Source organism: Cellvibrio sp., assembly GCF_046347455.1.
Lineage (GTDB): Bacteria > Pseudomonadota > Gammaproteobacteria > Pseudomonadales > Cellvibrionaceae > Cellvibrio.
In genome coordinates this window covers 297,139-317,938 of the sequence record NZ_JAXMGC010000003.1, presented here as the reverse complement: position 1 = coordinate 317,938, position 20,800 = coordinate 297,139, and the positions used below count along the sequence as shown (strand labels likewise).

Here is a 20,800-nt window from a genome sequence, read left to right as displayed (position 1 = left end):
AACGCGGTAAAACAGTTGTTGTTAGAACGGCCAAATTGGGCTATTGAAGAATTTGGCTAACCAACCCATATTTTGCGAATCAGCCATTGAACCCGTGCCACTATAAGAAATTTTTGCGTTAGCTAAACGTGTGGATAACACAGTGTTGTCTGGCGCAACGTCATCCGGGCGAACAATTCCACTGATGCGAATAAATTCATCACCGCTGTTTAACGTCATCCATTTTTCACCGCGAACAACTAAATTTCCGTTAGGCATAATTTCCGCAACAGTCACTGTGATATTGCCTTGCAGACTGTTGCTTTGATCTGCACCTGAGTTACCACCAAACTTTCTGTTTTGTGCAACGTTGGTACCTAGATTTAATTTGCCCAAAGTCGGATCTGTACCCAAGAGAGTTCCAGCACCACTGTTGAATACTTGGCTATTGTCTTTTTTAACGTTGACGTTCGCGCTCTTTTTGGAAACGGTGCTCTCACTCAGCGTGACCGTAAGAATGTCACCCACAAAATGTGCTTTTCTGTCGCCGAATAAACTTAAACCGTAGGAGTCTTGATACAGCGAACCATCTGTACGTTGCTGCATCGCCTGCGCGGGAGAAACAGTTGGCGCGTAATAAGGATCACCTGGTTTTGGTTTATTGGTCGCACCGCAAGCCGACAACAAAATCGCACAAGCTAAGGCGATAATTGTTTGGGACGATGAGATCAGCACGGTGAGTTTCATAATGTTTTACTCAATGAACATTAAAGATTTTGCGCAATGTTTTGCAGCATTTGATCTGCAGTGGAAACCACTTTGGAATTCATTTCGTAGGCGCGTTGCGTGGTAATCATGTTGACCATTTCTTCAACGATATCCACGTTTGAACTTTCCAATTGGCCTTGCAACAAACTACCCATTCCGTTTTCACCGGGAGCGCCTTGCGTGGGGGTTCCGCTCGCCACTGTTTGCACAAATAAATTTCCGCCAATTGCTTGCAAGCCTGCAGGGTTTACGAAATCTGCAAGTGTGATATTGCCTAATTGCTGTGGTGTAGCTTCAGCACCTTGCGTGTAGGCATTCACGGTACCGTCTTTGCCAATAGTAATTTTGCTGGTGCCTTGCGGAATGGTGATGGCTGGCTCTAACACCAAACCATCGGAATTAACGACCTGCCCTTCTTCGTTCACTTCTAATTGGCCATTGCGCGTATATGCCAAGGTGCCGTCTGCTTGTAACACTTGCAAAAAGCCACGGCCGTTAATCGCCACATCCAAAGGTTGCTCTGTAACTTGCAAATTGCCTTGCGTAAATTGCTTTTGAGTTGCAACAACGCGCGCGCCTGTACCAATTTGTAAACCGGAAGGTAATTTTGAATCTTGCGTTTCTTGCGCGCCGGGTTGACGTTGCACTTGGTAAATCAAATCTTCAAACATGGCGCGGTCACGCTTGAATCCCACAGTGCTGGTATTTGCCAGGTTATTAGAAATAGTGGACAGCTGTTTGTCTTGCGCTGCCAATCCGGTTTTGCTTACGTAAAGTGCAGAAATCATGTTGGAATCCTCGCGAGCTCAGGCTCAGCAATTAATCATTAAGACATTTGTAAAAGTTGCGCAGAGGCAGATGCGTTATCCTCTGTGGTTTTCATTAATTTCAATTGCATATCGTATTGGCGCGCCAAAGACAAAATTTGGGTGAATTCGCTCATGGCGTTTACGTTACTGCCCTCCAATACACCGCTGGCAACACGCACGCTGGCATCGACTGCAGCGGGCAGCCCGTCACGCTGACGAAACAAACCGTCCGGCCCTTTTTCCAAATTTTTAATGTCGGGCTTCACGAGTTTGATACGGTTGGTTTCCACCATGGTTTCGGCTGTTTGACCAAGAGCAATTACAGAAATAGTGCCGTCACTACCTATCTCCATTTTGTCCATGGGCGGCAAACTAATAGGGCCGGAATTACCCATAACCGCCAAACCATTGGCGGTACGGAGGGTTCCGGAGGCATCTATGTTGAGGTTTCCTGCGCGGGTATAGGCTTCACTACCATCGGGTGCTTGGACAGCTATCAGACCCTCACCCAAAATAGCCACATCCATCGGGTTTCCGGTGGTTTGCATAGGGCCCGATTCAAAATCAGCTTGTGGGGATTCAGTCAGCGCATAGGCTCGAGTGGGCTGTCCATCACCGTAGTACACCCCCATACTGCGAGATTGCTCAAAATCCGCCTTAAAGCCGGCGGTATTCAGGTTAGCCATGTTGTTAGCGCGCACAGCTTGGGCGGCCATGTTGTTTTTGGCACCGGTCATGGCGATATAAAGTGCTCTATCCACAATGCGTTCTCCGCAAATTTCTGTTTACAAATCCAGCGCTATTTTTTTGGCAGATTTGTGGTTAAACAAGGTTTTGCAAGAGGGGTGCCAAGTGGGAAATATTAGATAACCCATTGATAAAAAATGAGTTTTTAGAGGATAAAAAGCGGCAGGAAAATGATCAAAGCGGCAAGCGGCAAACAACTTCCGCTGTTTGCCGGTGGAGCAAAAGATTAACCCCCTCCCAACCTCCCCCTTGAAAAAGCGGGGAGGAGCTGATTCCCTACTTACTACAGGTGCAGTTAGCCCCTCCCCCTTTTCAAGGGGGAGGTTGGGAGGGGGTGCAATTTATTATCTCAAGTTAATAATCGTCTGAGTCGTAGCGTTAGCTGTCTCGATGGTTTTGGCGTTGGCCTGATAGTTACGCTGGGCAATAATCAGGTTTACCAACTCCTCCGACAAATCTACGTTAGATTCTTCCAAGGCACCTGAGGTTATATTCCCTAAGGATGATGAACCGGGTGCACCTATGATCGCCTCGCCGGTTTCAAAGGTTTGCGCCCACATGGAGTTACCAACGGGTTTCAGGCCTTCTACGTTATTAAAGTTTGCGAGGGCTACCTGCCCCAGAGTTTGCGCTTCACCGTTGGTAAAGCGGGCAAAGAGAATACCTTTGCTATCTACATCCAAACCGGCCAAACGTCCCGTTGTGTAACCATTTTGATCGAGGTTTTCGACCGAGAAGGAGGAGCCGAACTGGGTAGAACCCGCCAGATCAATGACAAAGTTGGAACTTGATGGCGGTTCAGCAACCGGTGTGGTCCCCCCCTGAAGTACATTCAAAGGAGGCAATGCACCAACAGGGTTACCGTCTGCCCCTATGGGTGTCCAGTTGGAAATAAGCAATGTATCAGTCAAGGCAGTATTTAATGTACCGTCGGCTGAGAAATACAAATCATAAGACGCCATAGTAGGTTTAGTGTTGTCGGGAGACGGTAGACTTGGATCTGGGTCACCTACGTTTTGGCCGTCAATCTGTACAAACATTTTCCAATGGTTAGCGGCAGTGGCATCTGGCTTTTCTTTAACAAAGTAGGAACGCATGATATGGGAATTTCCCAAGCTATCGTAAACAGTGGACGAGGTCGCATGGTTATAGGATTTTGGGTCAGCCGGATCAAAAGCGTTAATCAATACAGGGGTAAAACTAGTTGGTGATAATGGTGAGAACAAATTACCTACTACGGGAGTAGCGCTTTTAATGGAGTAGCCTGATTCCATTACAATCTTCAAGCTGCCACCAACAACAACTGCATTTACGGCGTCAGTAAGTGGAGGCTGAGGAGTACCACCACTTCCGCTTATGGTCACCGAGCCGTATACGCCTGGCACAGCCGGGGCAATTGTTGCGCCCGCAGCATTTTTGTCGCTGAACGAAAAGCTTAAATCGCTCCCTACTTTGGATTCAATTTCCAAATCACCTGCGGCATTAACAACAGCCGCTGTGACGCCCGGCAAGGTAGACGAAGTCAACGCGTTGATTTGAGTTGCCAAGGCTGATGTGGTTAAGGCTGTTAAACGCACGCCGTTAAGAATGAGGTTGCCATTGGTGTTGTCAAAGCCTGCCGCTTGAATGGTGGCTTTAGTAGTAGCTGTAGCGCTAATACCTGCAAGGCCGTTTAATTTGGATGCCGTAGCGGCTGCCGTGGCGCCAGCATCACTCACAAAATTCACACTTGCACCTGTTGGCCCCTGAATGACCAGTGTTTGCGGTAAATAACCGTTAGTCACCTGGGGGACACCGGCGGTGGTTTGAACCATACCTGCCAGGCCTGCCGTCAAGGCGCTTGCAGTGGCTGCCATGGCCACAGCAGGAGGAATAGGCCCTACGGTAATAGTGGAGGCCACACCTTTGGTTGCGTCTCTGAATTCAATATTGCTGCCATTCACAACAGCAGTAAAGTTCACAGGTGTTGCAGAAGCAAAGTTGGCGCTGTTAATTAGGTTTGCCACCTCCTGCAATTTAGTGGCTGTACCCGCATTCAAGTTAATGTCTACACTGCTAGCCACACCCGGGGCTGGTGGAGTTAGTGTTAAACGAAAAGACGTTGGATTGCCACCAACAGTATTAAAATTCAAGGGAGTAGTCAGTACACCTGCTGTTGCAGGCAGAGGGGGCGTCAATGTATAAGTTTGTGTAGTAGCCGCTTTTAAACCTGTTTTTGCTACACCCACTGCGGAACCATCACTAACAAAACTATTGCCCGTTGTTTTCAACACTTTTTCATTTGCGTTCAAGTTGTAAGCAGCTTTAACACCTGTGGTTTGACGTGGAGCTTGTGTATTCACATCCACTTTCAATTTAGTGAGGATTCCACCCACATTGCCGTTTGCATCAGCGGCAAAACCTTGCAGGCTTGCGCCGGTGCTATTAACAATGTTGCCATCTTTATCCAAACCAAACGCACCTGCACGGCTAAATAATTGCCCGTCTTTACCATCCAACACAAAAAAACCTGCGCCGTTTACCGATAAATCCATTGCATTTTGCGTGAACTTTAAGTTGCCTTGGCCAAACGCCTGACGCAAGGTTAAGGTAGTAACACCGCTACCCGGCACCGTAGAACCGCCACCCAACAAAGAACTGGTGTACACATCGCCAAATTCAGCGCGCGAACTTTTAAAACCGATGGTGCCGGCATTTGCAATGTTATTGCCGGTCACACTTAAATCTGTGTTTGCTGCGCGAATACCACTGAGACCTGTGTTAAATGACATGACGTGCTCCTAGTGTTGAGTTGCTAGTGCTAATGCATAGCGGCTAGTCATTAAAAATTTTTTCGTCGTTAAAGAGTTGTGACATCAACCCTTAGTTAAATTGTTTAACCTTGTTAATATCCACGGCGCCATAACCGGCAAGGTTAAGCACTAATTTTCCGTCGGTTCCAACCGTTACGCTGTTAACGTTGGCGCTCATACTGGTTGCCAACTGCTGGGTTTTTCCATCTTGCGTTGCAAGCACTTCAAATTTATAGGCGCCGGGTGATAAAGGTGTTTTCGATGTCCAATCAAGAAGCTGACCATTCACTTCCATGCTCTCACCATCAAAGCGGAAATTCATATCGCCTTTTTCAGCGGAACCGACTGGAATTTGCGCTGCTAATACGCCTTTTGAATCGTATACGTTAACTTTTAATTCGGATGTCGATGCTGGAACAGTAATTGTTCCCGAAATAATTCCACCCTGCGCCAGCGTACTTTCTTTACCTTCTACGCTCACCGAACGACCTACAAGTGAGGAGGCTTGTAATGCCTGATTAGATTGGAAGCTGCTGCTGAAGCTATTGAAATTGGTATTCAATTTTTCCAAGCCTTGAACTGAACTGAACTGTGCTAATTGCGCAACGAATTCAGAGTTGCTTTGAGGTGCAAGTGGATCCTGGTTTTTCATTTGTGTGATCATCAACTGCAAAAATGCATCCTGACCAAGGTCATTGGTTTTTTTAGCAGGCGTTGCCGCTTTATTCTTGTCGATACCATAACCAGTAAGAACATCTGAAGGCGATTTAGTACTTGATACATCACTCATTTAATTCACCCTAATCCACTAACCTGTTATTACACTTTCATCGCCGAACTTTATTACTCGCCGAGTCTAGATTACTGACCCAATGTCAAAACGCGTTGCACCATTTGCTTGGCAGAATTCATCACCTCGACGTTCATTTGAAATGAACGCGACGCAGAAATCATATTGGTCATTTCTTCCACCACATTTACGTTTGGGTAATACACGTAACCATCTTTATCAGCTTTGGGATGTGTTGGCTCATAGCGGCGTTGTAAAGGCGCATCGCTCTCAACAATTCCTAACACTTGCACACCGGCATTGGCATCATCTTCGTTGGCGGCTTTATCTCCACTCAATGCTTGTTGCATGGCTTGCTTGTGCATAGCAGCAAACACAGGTTGGCGGCTGCGATAAACTTGATCGACACTGGAGCTGGCCGATTGCGCGTTAGCCAAGTTGCTTGCGGTTGTATTCAAACGCAAACTTTGTGCGTTCATACCTGTGCCAGCGATGTCAAAAATTGTTCCCAGTGCCATGATGTTTTCTCGCGTTAAAAAATGTTTTTCCAGTGAATTCCGCAATACTTAGTCGCTAGGTTTAGTCGCCACGTATGGCCGTTTTTAAACCTTGAAATTTACTGTTTAAAAATTGAAAGCTCGCCTGAAACGCCAAACTGTTTTTCATGTATTCCGCATGTTCAATTTGATCTTCCACCGTGTTTCCATCGATAGAAGGCTGTTGTGGTGTGCGATATAACAAATCAGGATCTTCACCAAACATAGTGTCGGCAGACATATGACGCTCATTGGTCATTTGCGCGGCGAAATGGTTACTACCAGCGGTTTGTTGATTAAGTAATGCTTTGAAGTCGAGATCGCGCGCCTTGAAGTTTGGGGTATCGATGTTAGCCAGGTTGTTCGCCAAAATACCTGCGCGCTGGCCGCGCAAGCGCAGTGCGCTTTCGTGAATTCCCAAGGCTGATTCGAATGAAATTGACATGGCAGCGTTTCTCTCTAAGCGATCTGGTTAAGCAATCAGGTAAGCAATTTGGTTCTCGGTGATTGCCGATGTACCTTTGTTACAAATTAGATTGCAACGCCTATGCCAATGGCTTAAAAATTTTTATCTCATTGTTTTTATTGATTTTTTTGAAATAAGATCACCTGAAAAAACGGCAAGTTCTCCAGCGGCAAATCAAAAGCGGCAAGGCTTTTCCGCTATGGATTTGCCCCAATCTCTTCCCTTTTGAATAACACTTTATGGCAAAGTGACACTTCGCCAGCGCCCAGATATCGCCACTAAAAATCCATCCACAGAGAAACTCACTATGTCGCTTTTAGCCATACACCATGTTGCGATTATTTGTTCAGACTACGAACGATCAAAACACTTCTACACCCAAACTCTTGGACTTAAGGTGATCGCCGAGGCTTATCGCGCTGAGCGCCAATCTTATAAGCTGGACTTAGCAGTGCCAGATGGCAGCCAACTGGAGCTTTTTTCATTTCCAAACCCACCTTCCCGTCCATCCCGCCCGGAAGCCTGCGGGTTGCGCCATTTAGCATTTGCAGTTGCAGATGTGGAAAAGCAGAAACAGGACTTGGAGCATAAAGGCGTGAATGTCGAACCCATTCGGGTAGATGAATACACAGGAAGGAAATTTACGTTCTTTGCAGACCCGGATGGGTTGCCGCTAGAAATTTATGAGGTTGCGGATTAAAAACGAGAGCTGCTTATGCCGCAGCTCCCAATACGAGATAAATAGTTTTGAGCGGATTAAATAGCTTTGTACAAAATGCCTGGATCGCAGCGCACCATCTCAAACAAATCGGCGGCGCCAGCCAACCCTTCTGAAGAGCCCAAATAAAGAATGCCTTGCGGTTTTAAAGACGCATGTATCTTTTGCAGAATTTGACGCTTTAAATCGGCATTGAAATAGATAAGCACATTACGGCAAAAAACTATGTCGAACTTGCCTAAAGCCGCGTAGGAATCCATCAAATTGATGGGCCGAAAATCTATTCGGTCACGAAGAACAGATTTTACTTTCCAGTTGCCTTGCGGGGTTTTGTCAAAAAAGCGATCCAGACGATCATTCGACAAGCCGCGCATCACCGACAATTTGTCGTACTCGCCTGAACGCGCTTGCTCGAGCACAGTGGTGGATAAATCGGTAGCAACAATTTGTACTTGGCGCGGCAAGGTGCCCATGTTCTTGAGCTTGAACTCTTCGACCATCATGCTGATGGAATAAGGCTCCTGCCCAGAGGAACAGGCCGCAGACCAAATGCGTATGGGTCCAATCATTTTATTGGCTGGCCCCATGAGTTGTGGAAAAAGGCTATTTTTGAGGTGATCGTAGGGGTAAATATCGCGAAACCAAAAGGTTTCGTTGGTAGTCATGGCATCAATCACTTGCTCTTTTAGCTTGCGATTCAGGCCATGCCTTAAATTACGAACCAGCTCGCCAAAATTGGCAATTTTGTGGTCGTCCATTAAGCGGCGCATACGGTTAGTCACAAGGTATTGCTTGTTATCACCCAGCGAAATACCACACGCATCCTCTAAAAACTGTCGAAACTGATCAAATTCAGCTTGGTCAACGTTGCCCTGCGTTGCAAGCTTGGCAAATACATCGTTGGAATCTTTATTAATCATAAATGCCCTTAGAAGTACTACATCGCGTTAAGTGAGCTGGGCTCTATTACTCTTGGTCGGGCAACAAACTTTCGCCCGTAATCGCAAGCACACGATCATTTACGCGGCGCGCCAATTCGTCGGGATGGAACTTCGCCAGAAAGTCATCGGCGCCTACTTTACGCACCATTGCCTCATTAAATACACCGCTCAAGGATGTATGCAGCACTATATGGAGATTCTTTAAATCTGGGTGATTGCGCACTTCAGCCGTGAATGTATAGCCATCCATTTCCGGCATTTCGATGTCACAAATAATCATTACCAACTCAGCGTAAGGGTCTTTGCCTGCTGCCAGAATATCTTTGAGGTATTGCAGCGCTTCCGCACCGTCTTTCTTAATGGTGGTACGGATACCCATGCCCTCAACCACACGCTGAATTTGTTTGCGCGCAATAGTTGAGTCGTCGACGATAAGCACATGTTTTTGAACAACTTTATCGGCAATACCATCCTCAATAACGCCCGCCGAAACTTCTTCTTTCATGGGCGATACTTCAGCCAGGATCTTCTCAACGTCAATAATTTCAACTAAGTGACCTTCAACCTGTGTCACCGCCGTCAAGTAGTGTTCTTTCCCCGCACCCTTTGGTGGCGGGTGAATGTCACCCCAGTTCATATTGACGATGCGCTCGACCGAGCGAACCAAAAAGCCCTGAGCGGTACGGTTGTATTCAGTGATGATGACAAAGCAGTTATCAATGTCGGGCAACTCACGGCGGCCAATAGCGAGGTTCATATCCATAATTGGAATGGTGCCGCCACGGATGTGAGCCACACCGCGTACCACAGAGTTACGGCCAGGAAGCGCATTTAAAGGCGGGCACTGCAAAACCTCTTTCACTTTAAATACGTTAATACCGTACAGCTGCTCGCTGCCCAGTCGAAATAACAATAGCTCCAAACGGTTTTGCCCAACCAATTGCGTACGTTGGTTGACGCTATCCATTACTCCGGCCATGCCACACCTCTTCTTGCAGAATTTACGTTCAAGCTGCACTTATTTTGCAACTTGCCTGAATTTTTATACTGATGCTGTCTTTTTCATTATTCGAGAAAACGGCATAGTCTTTGCTTTTGTCATGCTTAGTAAGCTTTTTCGGCTGAAAGCCGTCACTCTTTAGGTCGATTGCAGACGAAACTCGTTTAAAGCAGCGTCCGCCTTATGAGGATAGGACAAATTATGAGATTTCGTAGTTTTTATAGAATTTTCTTTTTGAAATTCGTTGGTGCCCTAACTAAACAAGGCATTAGCAGGTTTTATAGGGTGGGAATTCTCTTGGTTTGTGCTGGGTCAACCGCTAACTCCCACGCTCAAATGCAAGCATCCATTGAGAATATTAGCCAGATACAAGGCCAGGTTGCCCAATTTTTGACGGATGAGTACACCAAAACCCAAGCAGTGAAAGTGGAAGTTAAAGTTGGCAATTTGGATCAACGATTGCGTTTGGCGCGCTGCGACCAAAAGTTAGCTTTAAACCTGAAAGACCCGCTCAACAGCGGTGGAAACTTAAATGTTCAAGTGGCCTGTAAAGGCGGTACGTCCTGGACGATTTTGGTCCCGGCTCAGGCAAAAGTTTACCGCTCGGTGGCAGTTGCCAGCCGCACCTTGCAGCGTGGCGACGTAGTAACCGAGGCCGATTTGGCGCAGGATGTGAAAGACGTTAGCGAATATCGCTTGGGTTTCGCACTTACTCCTGAAGCTATCGTGGGTAAGGAAATTAAGTTTACGGTAAATAAGGGCGAAGCTTTCCGTAATTCCGCCCTTGATGCGCCAATGGTTATTAAGCGTGGCGATGCCGTCACAGTGGAAGCCGCCGCAGGCGAGATTAGCGTGAAAACCAACGGAACAGCCATAACTGATGGTCGTGTTGGACAACAGATTCGAGTTAAAAACAACCAATCGTCGCGGGTTGTGAATGCCAGAGTTGTGGCAGCAGGCAAAGTTCAAAGCATTATGTAAGCGTGGGGCTTGATGCCAAAGGGTCAAATAGGCCTAAACGCATGAAGACAATGAAGTTAAATCGTAAAAAAACCAAAAATATTGCTAAAGTTCCAAGACAACTGGCCGACAACCCTTCTAGGGAAACTCTGATCGCAGATCATCAGTCTCTTTGAACACATAGCAATCGTTGGGGAACGACATCATGGTTATAGATACAAACAACATCAATTCATCTGGCGGTGCCAACCGCAGCCGAAGTTCGGCCCCTGTGGCACCCTCCAGCCCAAAAGCAGTGGCTGCACCAGCCGCCAAGCCTGAGCCCAGCACTAAAGACAATGTAGTACTGAGTTCAGAGGCACAAAACCTTGTGCGCCTACAAACCAAAATCAGCAACCTACCTGATGTTGACCTTGATCGCGTAGCCGCCATCAAGCAAGCCATCGCCGAAGGTCGCTTTGAGATTAACCCTGAACGCATCGCTGAAAACATGCTTAATCAGGACGAACTTTTGGGCTAACAACTTACTCCCAGCGCTTTTACACCTTGCTCGGCCATCCCCCAACATGGCTGGGCTCACTAAACCAGTGAGGTTGCTATGTCTCTTAATATTCAATTTTTGCGCGACATGCTCGCTCAAGACACCAGTGCTATCCAAGAATTAAAAGGCCTATTGATGAAGGAGCGCGAGCTTCTTGAGCAGCGCCAATTGGATGGCATGCAAGAAATTGTCAGTCAAAAAGATCACCTTCTCGGTAACCTTTCCTACACCGCACGCCAACGTGAACAACTTTTAAGAAGCACCGGTTTAACCACCGATTTAGCGGGTTGGAAAATGTTTTTAGAGCGTGACGCTTTAACGATTAGCTTGATCCCCGCCTGGGAAAGCCTGACTGCTGAGTTCGCTGAGTGCCAAGCCGCTAATGAAGTTAACGGAAAAATGATTAACCGCTCAAAACAAACCTTGTCGCACTTACTCAATCTTATTCGCGGCCAAGTTGCAGCTCCTTCGCTTTACACCCAAAAAGGCGCCACTACTAACTACGGCACCAGCCACACTGTAGCTAAGGCTTAACTGTCAAAAGCTTTGCTATCTTGTTGATAGTAAAGCTTTCTGTTGAACCTTGGTTTATCCCCCAAAAATCCCTACAATGCCCCGCACGTTAAGTTAGGCTCTCGCCTACTATTCTCTTAACGCTCTCTTTTGTCCTCGTAGCTCAGCTGTATAGAGCGTGTGCCTCCTAAGCGCAAGGTCGCAGGTTAGAATCCTGCCGGGGACGCCATCTTAATTAATTCAATAAGTTAGTATCAAAATATAAAGTCCCGCCTGAACTAGTCATTCTTCTTTTACTTATTTAGATAAGTAAGACCATACTTTATTTTCAATCCTCAAAAATTCTAAGCATTTGTTGTCGCCTTTTAGGCCTCCTGCATTATACTGTATATAAAACCAGTATATTGGCATTTATGATGGCAATCGAAATTCCACCCACATCAGAGCTCAGCTTGGAGCAACTGCTCAATCGCAGCGATATTTGGCGCGGCGATTCCTACCGGCCTGCCCCTCAAATAATGCTGGATACAGGTTTTGCCGAACTCAATGGTGCGCTTTTGAATGGAGGCTGGCCGCGATCCACGCTCATCGAAATATGCCAGAAGGGTTTGCAGCAGTTTGAATGGCTATTATTTTTGCCTTCACTAAAAGTTATTGAAGGTTATATCCTTTTACTGAATCCCCCGGGCGAGCCGTTTTGCCAGGCGTTTATTCAGGCGGGCATTGACCTGGAGCGAATTATTGTTGTTCGACCCACAAATAAAGCTGACTTTCTTGCGAGCTTTTCTGAACTTGCTCGCACCCAAGCATGCGAAGCGCTATTCGCTTGGCAACAACAGCAACATTTGAGTTATACCGAATTACGTAAATGCCTTTTGGCCGCTAATGATGGCCCTGGCTTGTGCGTGATGTTTCGGCCGGAAAGTGCCCAGCAACAAAGCTCACCCGCCAGTTTGCGCGTACAGGCACAGCTAACCCAAACTCAAATTCAACTCAATATTTTCAAACAAAAAGGTGTTCTACAGCAGTCTAGCTCACCTATTGGTTTACCTTTACCTCACACATTACAAAGGTTTTTGCCGCATCCATTATTGGATCAACCCGCCGTTGCGCCGAAAAAATCAAATGTGTTTTTACTGAAGCGGAGCAATAAATGAATTCCGCACAAAAACATTCACGTCTGTGGCTAGCACTGCGCTTACAAAAGCTAACGCTTGCGGCTTTAAATATAGATGATGACGAGCAAAAGCCTCTTGTTGTAACGGATAAGCAGCGGGTCATTTATCTTAATAGCACAGCACAAAAAGCCGGTGTGATGGTGGGAACGGATGTGACAACGGCGCAACTGCTCAGCAATTGTGAATCCTATACGCGCGATCGCATAGCAGAAAAAAAAGTCTTAAATGAATTATCTGCGCAGCTTTATCAATTCACACCTTATCTAGAAACCTATGAATGCGAATACCAACCTTATTCGGGTTTGTTGCTTGAAATTTCTAGCTGTTTACTTTTGTTTGAGGGTATGCCAAATCTGGTAACAGCCATTTTTAAAAACCTAAACGATATGGGACATTCGTTTGAATATGGTTTTGCTCACACCTCAAAAGCGGCTTGGTTGTTATCCTTCAGCGAGCAAAACATTATTGGCAATCAAAACAAAGATGGATTTATAGAACAGCTAAAATTGTTGCCGATTCACCTACTGCACGATTTCCCTTCAACAATAGACGCATTGCAGAAAACAGGTTTCAAAACTCTTGGCGATATTGCCAAGCAAATTGATTCACAGAAAATCACCAGCATTAAAAAGCGGTTCGGTGAAAAATTTTCAGAATACCTTTGCGATTTATTTGGTGTTGAACAGAACCTTCAACAAGTTTCCTTGTTCACTAAACCTTTACCCAATTACAAACCAGCAGAGTTTTTCAGCGAGAAAATTCAGTTTGATTACCCAATCACTCAAAATGATCAGCTTTATTATCCTGTTGAATCCTTGTTGCAAAACTTGAGCAACTATTTACGGAAGCACCAGCTCGAATGCCAGCATATTGAATGGACTTTATCCGACATTTATCGCAATAAATTCAGCATTAATGTTCATAGCGACACACCCGAAAGCCATTGGCAGCTCCTCTATGACTTAACACTCATTCAACTGGATAACAGAGAATTACCTTTTGAAGTCGATTCGCTCACACTCTCATGTACCAACACCCAAGCCATTCAAAATAGAAACCAACTGCTTTCCTTTAGCCAAAAAAAAGCTCGCGGAACCACGCGAAACTTCACTATTACTATGGCGAAACTCAAAGCCCGCTTGGGCGAAAAGGCTATTTATAAGCTAAGTTATCAGGATGCCTTATTACCTGAAGAAACCCATTCAAAAATCGCAATCAATGAAGTGCCTAATCAACGATTGCCCACCGTACATAAAAAATCGCCTCGCCCCGCTTGGTTATTATCACCACCAATTTTTATTGAAGAACGCAAACAAAGTTTGTATTGGCGTGGAAAATTAACACTCTTATCTGGCCCGGAACGTATTAATGCGAATTGGTGGGAAAAACCTACTGCACGAGATTATTTTGTCGCGCAGCGGCATGATTACCTAAGACTGTGGATTTTTTTTGATTTACACCAAAAGACATGGCACGTGCACGGAATTTTTGCATAAGAATCAGGTGCATCATGCGTTACGCTCATTTAAACACAACCACTAATTTTACTTTTTTGACAGGTGCATCTCATCCGCCGGAATATATCTATCGCGCTGCTGAATTGGAATATGATGCCCTCGCTATAACCGATGAATGTTCTTTAGCAGGCATCGTTAAAGCCTTTGTTGCCGCTGAAGAATTAAATTTTAAGCTAATCGTAGGTAGCCGTTTCACATTAACGAATGGCATGCAATTAATTGCTATAGCACCCAACCGTATTGCCTATGCCGAATTATCGGGTTTTATTACCCTGGCTCGCCGTCGTGCCAACAAAGGAGAGTACGAAGCACATTTTGATGATTTGCGTTTTCGTTTACAGCATTGCCTGATTATTTGGATTGGACAACTAGCAGAAGATATTATTGAACCAGAAGCCATCATTAACCAGCTTTACAATGCATTTAAAGAGCGCTTATGGATTGGCATAAACCACCAACTTCAAGGTGGCGAGCAAGCGGAATTTGCGCGCTGGATTAGTTTAAGTACACAAAAAAATATTCCTTTGGTGGCATGCGGCTCAGCACTTATGCATGAAAAAAAGCGCAAACCACTACAAGATTTGGTGACGGCTATTCGCCACAATACATCCGTCACCGAAATGGGAACCAAGCTGGAAATTAACAGTGAAGCCTATCTCAAATCATTGGATCAATTAAAAAAACTTTACCCTGAAAGACTGCTGGAACAAACCTGTGTGATTGCGGATTTATGTCAATTTTCAATGACAGAGTTACGCTATCAATACCCTAAAGAATTAGTTCCAGAAAAATTAACGCCTATTATGCATTTGCGCAATCTTGTTGATGAAGGAAAAAGAAAAAGATGGCCGAAGGGAATATCAGCAGAGCATCAGGCAATTCTCAATAAAGAATTAGACCTTATTGAAGAAGTAAAATATGAATACTACTTCTTAACCGTTCACGACATTGTTAATTATGCTCGCGCACAAGGAATTTTATGTCAGGGGCGTGGTTCTGCCGCTAATTCTGTTGTCTGCTATTGTTTGTTTATTACTGAAATTGCCCCAGGCCAAATTAATGTACTTTTTGAACGCTTTATTTCAAAAGAACGCGATGAGCCGCCTGACATAGACGTTGATTTTGAACATTCACGTCGCGAAGAAGTGATTCAATACATTTACCAAAAATATGGCCGTGAACGCGCCGCTATTGCAGCTACTGTTATTACCTATCGTTCGCGCAGTGCTGTTCGGGATGTAGGCAAAGCCTTGGGAATGGAGCAATCATTAGTCGATCACTTAGCAAAATCAATGGCATGGTGGGATCGCAAAGAAGATCTATCAAAGCGAATCGCAACTTCTGGCCTAAATATACACCATAAATTATTGCAACATTTTTTTATTTTAGTAGACCAAATTCGCGGATTTCCTCGCCATCTATCGCAGCACGTGGGTGGATTTGTTATTTCGGAAACCAAAATTAGCGATCTGGTTCCTATTGAAAATGCATCCATGCCAGACCGCACACTTATCCAGTGGGATAAGGAAGATTTGGAAGCAATGCGTTTATTAAAAGTGGATGTACTTGCTTTAGGCATGCTTACAGTATTACGCAAAAGCCTCGACTATATTAATAGCTATGACAACAGAATTGATTCCATTCAAGATATTCCACCTGAAGACACTGCCACTTATCAAATGCTATGCGATGGCGATAGCGTGGGTACATTCCAAGTGGAGTCGCGCGCGCAAATGGCTATGTTGCCGCGCTTACAACCGCGTACTTTTTATGATTTGGTGATTCAAATTGCGATTGTTCGCCCTGGCCCCATTCAAGGAGGAATGGTTCATCCTTATTTGCGCAGGCGAAATAAATTAGAAGAAACCACCTACCCCAAAGAAGAACTCAAAAGCATTTTAGAGTCCACTTATGGCATTCCGATTTTTCAGGAACAAGTTATTCGTATTGCCATGGTTGCCGCAGGTTTTAGTGGTGGTAAAGCAGACCAATTACGACGCGCAATGGCAAGCTGGGGAAAAACCGGCACACTCATGAAGTTTGAAAATAATTTTATTGAAGGTATGTTGGCAAATGATTACGAATTAGATTTTGCACAACGCTTATTTGAACAAATAAAAGGTTTTGGAGGATACGGATTTCCTGAGAGCCATTCAGCAAGCTTTGCATTACTGGCTTACGCTTCTGCCTGGATTAAATGCCATCATCCTGCGGCATTTTATTGCGCACTATTAAACAGCCAGCCTATGGGTTTTTATTCACCATCACAATTAATTCAGGATGCTCGCCGCCACAAAATTCCTATTTTGCCTATAAATATCAATATCAGCTGTTATGAGCACAAGCTGGAAAACGTAAAATCAATTTGGGGAGTGCGTTTGGGATTTTGTGAAATAAAATCTCTGGACAGCAATAAGGCACAGATGATTGAACACTGGCGAAACAGCGAACCTTTTACATCATTAAAAGACTTATCGCGTAGAACACAATTAACTGCTGTTGATTTGCAATATCTTGCATCTGCAGATGCGCTAGGTTCTTTGAGTGGTAATCGACATCAATCACGCTGGGAGGCAGCGGCGATTGAACCTTTTTCTGCATTACTTGAAGATGCCGAATCAAATCATCAAGACGATCTATTAACACCTGCCCCCAGTTTAGAGCAAGACATTCTTACAGACTACGCCACAACCGGTTTCAGTTTACGCCCCCACCCAATGGCCTTATTGCGAAACGAATATCCTTTCAATAAATGCACTCGATACTGCGATTTAAAAAATTTACGTCATGGTGGATTTGTACGGGTCGCCGGGCTTGTTACAGGTCGTCAACGCCCAGATACAGCAAGCGGCACTTTATTCTTAACCTTGGAAGATGAAACAGGAAATATCAATGTAATCGTGTGGAAAGGTACCCAAGAGACGTTTCGGCAGCCCTTACTCACATCCAGATTATTGCTAGTAAAAGGCACAGTGGAAATTAATACGGACAATGTTTCCTTCCCTGTTGTGCATGTTATTGCAGGCCAACTTCACGATTATTCCGCACGGCTGGAAAGCTTTTCATTAAAATCGCGCGATTTTCATTAAGGAGTGACGAGGCTTGTGTGGCTGATTTTAAATAGCAATTATATACTGACCACCCGAATATACAGCCCACAACCCCATTATGAATATCGTACTATTTTCAGAGGCGGATTTTATTGGCGATAATTTAATAGCCATTCGCGATGCACGCCGCTTAGGACATATTTCGCAAATTCACCAAATTAAATTAGGTGAAACACTTAAGGTTGGGTTGTTGAACGGCAATATGGGTTCGGGACTTGTAGTATTTTTTAATGAGGCAGAAATTCAGTTACAAGTGTCACTGACCCAGTCACCGCCAGCTCCTTTACCGGTAACTCTTGTACTGGCATTACCTCGCCCCAAAATGTTGAAACGTACATTGCAGACCATTTCAACCTTAGGCGTGAAGAAAATTTATTTAATCAATTCCTACCGCGTTGAAAAAAGCTATTGGCAAACACCGCTGCTAGAAGCCGACGCCATACACGAGCATTTATTACTTGGATTGGAACAAGGCTGCGATACAATTCTGCCAGAAGTGCATTTAATTAAACGCTTTAAACCATTTGTTGAGGACGATTTGAACACCATAGTGGGTGATACAAAACCGCTCGTCGCACACCCCTACACAGATCTCCCCTGCCCCGCACAAATTGATTATGGGATTACTTTGGCGATTGGTCCCGAGGGCGGCTTTATTCCTTATGAAATTGATTTGCTGCAAAAAAACGCAGGCTTCACCGCAGTGAATTTAGGCGAGAGAATTATGCGGGTTGAAACTGTTGTGCCTTACTTACTGGGCAGGCTTTATTAAGAAACGTCTTCTGCACGGTTTTTAGTATCTGTGCGAAGCAAGTCTTCAAACTTATCAATACTGATGGCGGGGCTAGACAAGTAACCTTGGTAATAATGGCAACCAAATTGACGTAAGATTTTTAGCTGATCTGTTTGCTCCACGCCTTCTGCAACTAATTCCATATCTAACAAACGACCCATGGTAATAATGGTCTCCACTAAAACACGGTCGTTTCGGTCTTCAATAATATCGCGAACAAAACCTTTATCAATTTTTAGTGTACTCACCGGCAAACGTTTCAAATAACTGATGGATGAATAGCCGGTACCAAAATCATCAAGCGAAAAGCTAATACCGTACTCAGACAAAATCGTCATAGTGGTAATCGCTTCGTCGACACGCTGAATAACGATGCCTTCGGTAATTTCCATATCCAATGAATTGGCGGGAATTTTGTGTTTATTCAAGGTTTGAACAACATCATCCACAAACGCGGTGCGACGGAACTGACGTGGGCTGATATTAATACTTAAGCGCGCATTTTCTCGCCACAAACCCAGCTCATGCCAACGCTCCAAGGTTTTGCAGGACTCTTCCAGCACCCACTGTCCCACATCAATAATCATCCCTGAAGTTTCCAACACAGGAATAAAGTCGATGGGTGAAATAGTACCTTTGGTTGGATGTTCCCAACGCAAGAGCGCTTCGGCACCAACAATGCGGCCGGACATTACATCTATTTTGGGTTGGTAATGCAGCTTGAATTGATGCTCTTCCAAAGCTCGGTGTAAATCGCCTTCCATGACCAACTGACGGCTAACTTTATCAGCCATAGCTTCATTGAAGAACTCAATGGAATCACGCCCTTTTTCTTTTACCTGATACATGGCGGTATCGGCATAACGTAACAATTCATGCACGGAATTATTTTTATCGGGATAAACCACCACCCCCACACTACAAGTCACGCGTAATTCCATGTTGTCGTACAAGCACGGCTGGGAAATAACGGTACGAATTTTTTCGCTGATTTCACCCGCACGCAATGCAGCCGTTTCAATATTCTGATCTAGAACAGTGAGTACGACCACAAATTCGTCACCACTCAAGCGAGCCACCAAATCTTCATCGCGAACTGTATTTTGTAAACGAGTTGCAACCTCTTGTAATACGCGGTCGCCTACAGGGTGCCCTAATGAATCGTTAATATTTTTAAATTGATCGAGATCGATAAACAAAACGGCGCCGTAATAACCATGGCGCTCAGCGCGACGCAATTCGTGTTCAAGACGTTCAACCAGCTGCAGCCGATTTGGTAAACCCGTCAATGAATCGTGGTGCGCCATAAACTCCATTTTTGCCTGCGCATGTTTACGATCTGTAATATCAACGGACACAATAAGCGCAACTTTTTCATCATAAAATGCCAAGGGCATGATATGAGTTTGCAAAAATAATTGGCGGCCGGTTGCAGTAATAAAGCGTTCTTCAATCACATCCAACTCTTCGTTGCCGCGAATAACGCGGTAATCGTTTTGCAGCATGGTATCTATATCGAACACAGAATTTTTAAGCAGCTGGCGAACATGCAAGTTACGCATTTGTTCGGGTGTAAAACCCAACTCATCGGCTAGGGCTTTATTTGCGAACAGGTAATAACCGGCGATGTTACGCGCACCAATCATCACAGGGAGGTTATCGATGATTTGCCGTAAATGCTCTTCGCTTTTACGAAGCGCTAATTCCACCGCACGACGCTTAGCGAGAGATAGCTCAACAATATCCAATAAATGATTTGAGTTAACGATAAGCTGTGCCAACTCATCCCGACGTTTGCGCGGCAATAGAGTTAAACGATGAACGCCGGGATGATCGGGATTAATATTATTAATTTCGCGGGATAATTTAACGAGAGGTTTAGTCAGTGTGAAATAAAAAACGAAAAACAATAACAACACTAAGACCATGTTACGCAACACCCCGAAAATGAGGTTGGAGTAAGCACGCGCATAAAATGGAGCGAGCCACTGATCCATATCGACTTTAAAACGAATACTACCCGCGTTACCTTCGGGATAGCCGGGAATAGCCAGAACATCGCTGTATTCGACAATAGGTTCAGAAATTTTTTGCGTAAACCAGCGCGTTGCAGCAGTGTCACGTTTGACGCTCGCCTGCGACAAAATATTGCCTTGCTCGTCTGCAATCACAACCTCATAAATAAAACCGTACTTCAGCAAGCCATTCACAACTTCGTCAGATAGCTCTTCATCCAAGGTTGCAACGGAACGTGCAGCAGGTGGTTTTGCCACCGCAATGACTTGATCGATAAATTTTGCCAGCTCGCGTTGCTGCTCAAAATAATCGAAGGAGGTTTGGATAAAGCTCATTACAAAACTGAGCACAAAGGCCAAGATAATACCTATCTTGGCCAATTGGAAAGAAATGCCATGAATAAACGATGGAGTCTTATCTTGCATGGATGGGTGCTTTCCGCTCTTTGTTTTGTTTCATGGATGAATAGATACGACTCTTAAGGCATTACCGAAGGAAAATCTCGAGCACGGCGCTTCTAGCAGTATAGATTAATCTGGCAGCTTGGTACCAAGAAAACGGGAATTTATCTCAGTTGATTACTAAGCAAACGATCGCATTCAAAAGCACAAGCTAATTATTGGACA

At 44.9% G+C, this 20,800-nt stretch carries 18 protein-coding genes and 1 tRNA gene; 9 read left to right on the top strand and 10 right to left on the bottom strand.

The genetic code is table 11. The features are described 5' to 3' along the window. Positions 1-21 precede the first annotated feature (21 nt). From flgH to flgB, 7 genes are all read right to left on the bottom strand, one after another. Positions 22-726: a flagellar basal body L-ring protein FlgH gene (gene flgH, locus U1F02_RS07940; RefSeq protein WP_409989831.1), complete on the bottom strand. Its 705-nt coding sequence runs from the start codon at positions 724-726 to the stop codon at positions 22-24. A 20-nt stretch (positions 727-746) separates the two neighbouring features. Beyond that, positions 747-1,535 carry a flagellar basal-body rod protein FlgG gene (flgG, locus tag U1F02_RS07935; RefSeq protein WP_409989830.1) on the bottom strand — a complete coding sequence of 263 codons (789 nt, stop codon included), beginning with the start codon at positions 1,533-1,535 and terminating at the stop codon, positions 747-749. Positions 1,536-1,573: 38 nt separating this feature from the next. Continuing rightward, complete coding sequence (flgF, locus tag U1F02_RS07930; RefSeq protein WP_409989829.1) at positions 1,574-2,317, bottom strand: flagellar basal-body rod protein FlgF; 744 nt, start codon at positions 2,315-2,317, stop codon at positions 1,574-1,576. A 330-nt stretch (positions 2,318-2,647) separates the two neighbouring features. Next, the gene (locus tag U1F02_RS07925; protein ID WP_409989828.1) at positions 2,648-5,074 is read right to left on the bottom strand and encodes a flagellar hook-basal body complex protein; all 2,427 of its coding nucleotides are present in this window, start codon (positions 5,072-5,074) and stop codon (positions 2,648-2,650) included. 91 nt (positions 5,075-5,165) lie between these two features. Next, a complete protein-coding gene (locus U1F02_RS07920) occupies positions 5,166-5,885 on the bottom strand; it encodes a flagellar hook assembly protein FlgD (protein ID WP_409989827.1) in 720 nt (239 codons plus the stop codon). Between the two features lie 71 nt (positions 5,886-5,956). Next, positions 5,957-6,403: a flagellar basal body rod protein FlgC gene (flgC, locus tag U1F02_RS07915; protein ID WP_409989826.1), complete on the bottom strand. Its 447-nt coding sequence runs from the start codon at positions 6,401-6,403 to the stop codon at positions 5,957-5,959. A gap of 61 nt (positions 6,404-6,464) precedes the next feature. Continuing rightward, the gene (gene flgB, locus U1F02_RS07910; protein ID WP_409989825.1) at positions 6,465-6,866 is read right to left on the bottom strand and encodes a flagellar basal body rod protein FlgB; all 402 of its coding nucleotides are present in this window, start codon (positions 6,864-6,866) and stop codon (positions 6,465-6,467) included. Between the two features lie 328 nt (positions 6,867-7,194). Between flgB and U1F02_RS07905 the strand changes: the two genes are divergently transcribed. Continuing rightward, positions 7,195-7,587, top strand: a complete 393-nt coding sequence (locus U1F02_RS07905; protein ID WP_409989824.1) for a VOC family protein — start codon at positions 7,195-7,197, stop codon at positions 7,585-7,587. 56 nt (positions 7,588-7,643) lie between these two features. On the opposite strand, the gene U1F02_RS07900 is transcribed toward U1F02_RS07905, so the two are convergent. Continuing rightward, a complete protein-coding gene (locus U1F02_RS07900) occupies positions 7,644-8,525 on the bottom strand; it encodes a CheR family methyltransferase (protein WP_409989823.1) in 882 nt (293 codons plus the stop codon). A 46-nt stretch (positions 8,526-8,571) separates the two neighbouring features. Next, a complete protein-coding gene (locus U1F02_RS07895; RefSeq protein ID WP_409989822.1) occupies positions 8,572-9,525 on the bottom strand; it encodes a chemotaxis protein CheV in 954 nt (317 codons plus the stop codon). A 357-nt stretch (positions 9,526-9,882) separates the two neighbouring features. On the opposite strand from U1F02_RS07895, the gene flgA reads away from it, so the two are divergent. From flgA to U1F02_RS07855, 8 genes are all read left to right on the top strand, one after another. Beyond that, entirely contained in the window at positions 9,883-10,527 is a 645-nt protein-coding gene (gene flgA, locus U1F02_RS07890) for a flagellar basal body P-ring formation chaperone FlgA (protein ID WP_409989821.1), read from the top strand. Between the two features lie 184 nt (positions 10,528-10,711). Next, positions 10,712-11,026 (top strand): flagellar biosynthesis anti-sigma factor FlgM, encoded by a 315-nt coding sequence (flgM, locus tag U1F02_RS07885; RefSeq protein WP_409989820.1) that lies wholly within the window; start codon positions 10,712-10,714, stop codon positions 11,024-11,026. A 78-nt stretch (positions 11,027-11,104) separates the two neighbouring features. Next, positions 11,105-11,581 carry a flagella synthesis protein FlgN gene (locus U1F02_RS07880; RefSeq protein WP_409989819.1) on the top strand — a complete coding sequence of 159 codons (477 nt, stop codon included), beginning with the start codon at positions 11,105-11,107 and terminating at the stop codon, positions 11,579-11,581. Between the two features lie 131 nt (positions 11,582-11,712). After that, positions 11,713-11,789: transfer RNA gene (locus tag U1F02_RS07875), tRNA-Arg, on the top strand. Positions 11,790-11,973: 184 nt separating this feature from the next. Next, positions 11,974-12,717 carry a translesion DNA synthesis-associated protein ImuA gene (gene imuA / locus U1F02_RS07870; protein ID WP_409989818.1) on the top strand — a complete coding sequence of 248 codons (744 nt, stop codon included), beginning with the start codon at positions 11,974-11,976 and terminating at the stop codon, positions 12,715-12,717. Further along, positions 12,714-14,234 carry a Y-family DNA polymerase gene (locus U1F02_RS07865; RefSeq protein ID WP_409989817.1) on the top strand — a complete coding sequence of 507 codons (1,521 nt, stop codon included), beginning with the start codon at positions 12,714-12,716 and terminating at the stop codon, positions 14,232-14,234. The genes imuA and U1F02_RS07865 overlap by 4 nt, the downstream gene beginning before the upstream one ends. Before the next feature lie 14 nt (positions 14,235-14,248). Further along, a complete protein-coding gene (locus U1F02_RS07860; RefSeq protein ID WP_409989816.1) occupies positions 14,249-17,344 on the top strand; it encodes an error-prone DNA polymerase in 3,096 nt (1,031 codons plus the stop codon). 79 nt (positions 17,345-17,423) lie between these two features. Beyond that, complete coding sequence (locus U1F02_RS07855; RefSeq protein WP_409989815.1) at positions 17,424-18,137, top strand: 16S rRNA (uracil(1498)-N(3))-methyltransferase; 714 nt, start codon at positions 17,424-17,426, stop codon at positions 18,135-18,137. On the opposite strand, the gene U1F02_RS07850 is transcribed toward U1F02_RS07855, so the two are convergent. Beyond that, positions 18,134-20,599: a putative bifunctional diguanylate cyclase/phosphodiesterase gene (locus U1F02_RS07850; RefSeq protein ID WP_409989814.1), complete on the bottom strand. Its 2,466-nt coding sequence runs from the start codon at positions 20,597-20,599 to the stop codon at positions 18,134-18,136. The two genes, U1F02_RS07855 and U1F02_RS07850, sit on opposite strands and share 4 nt — an antisense overlap. Positions 20,600-20,800: the final 201 nt, after the last annotated feature.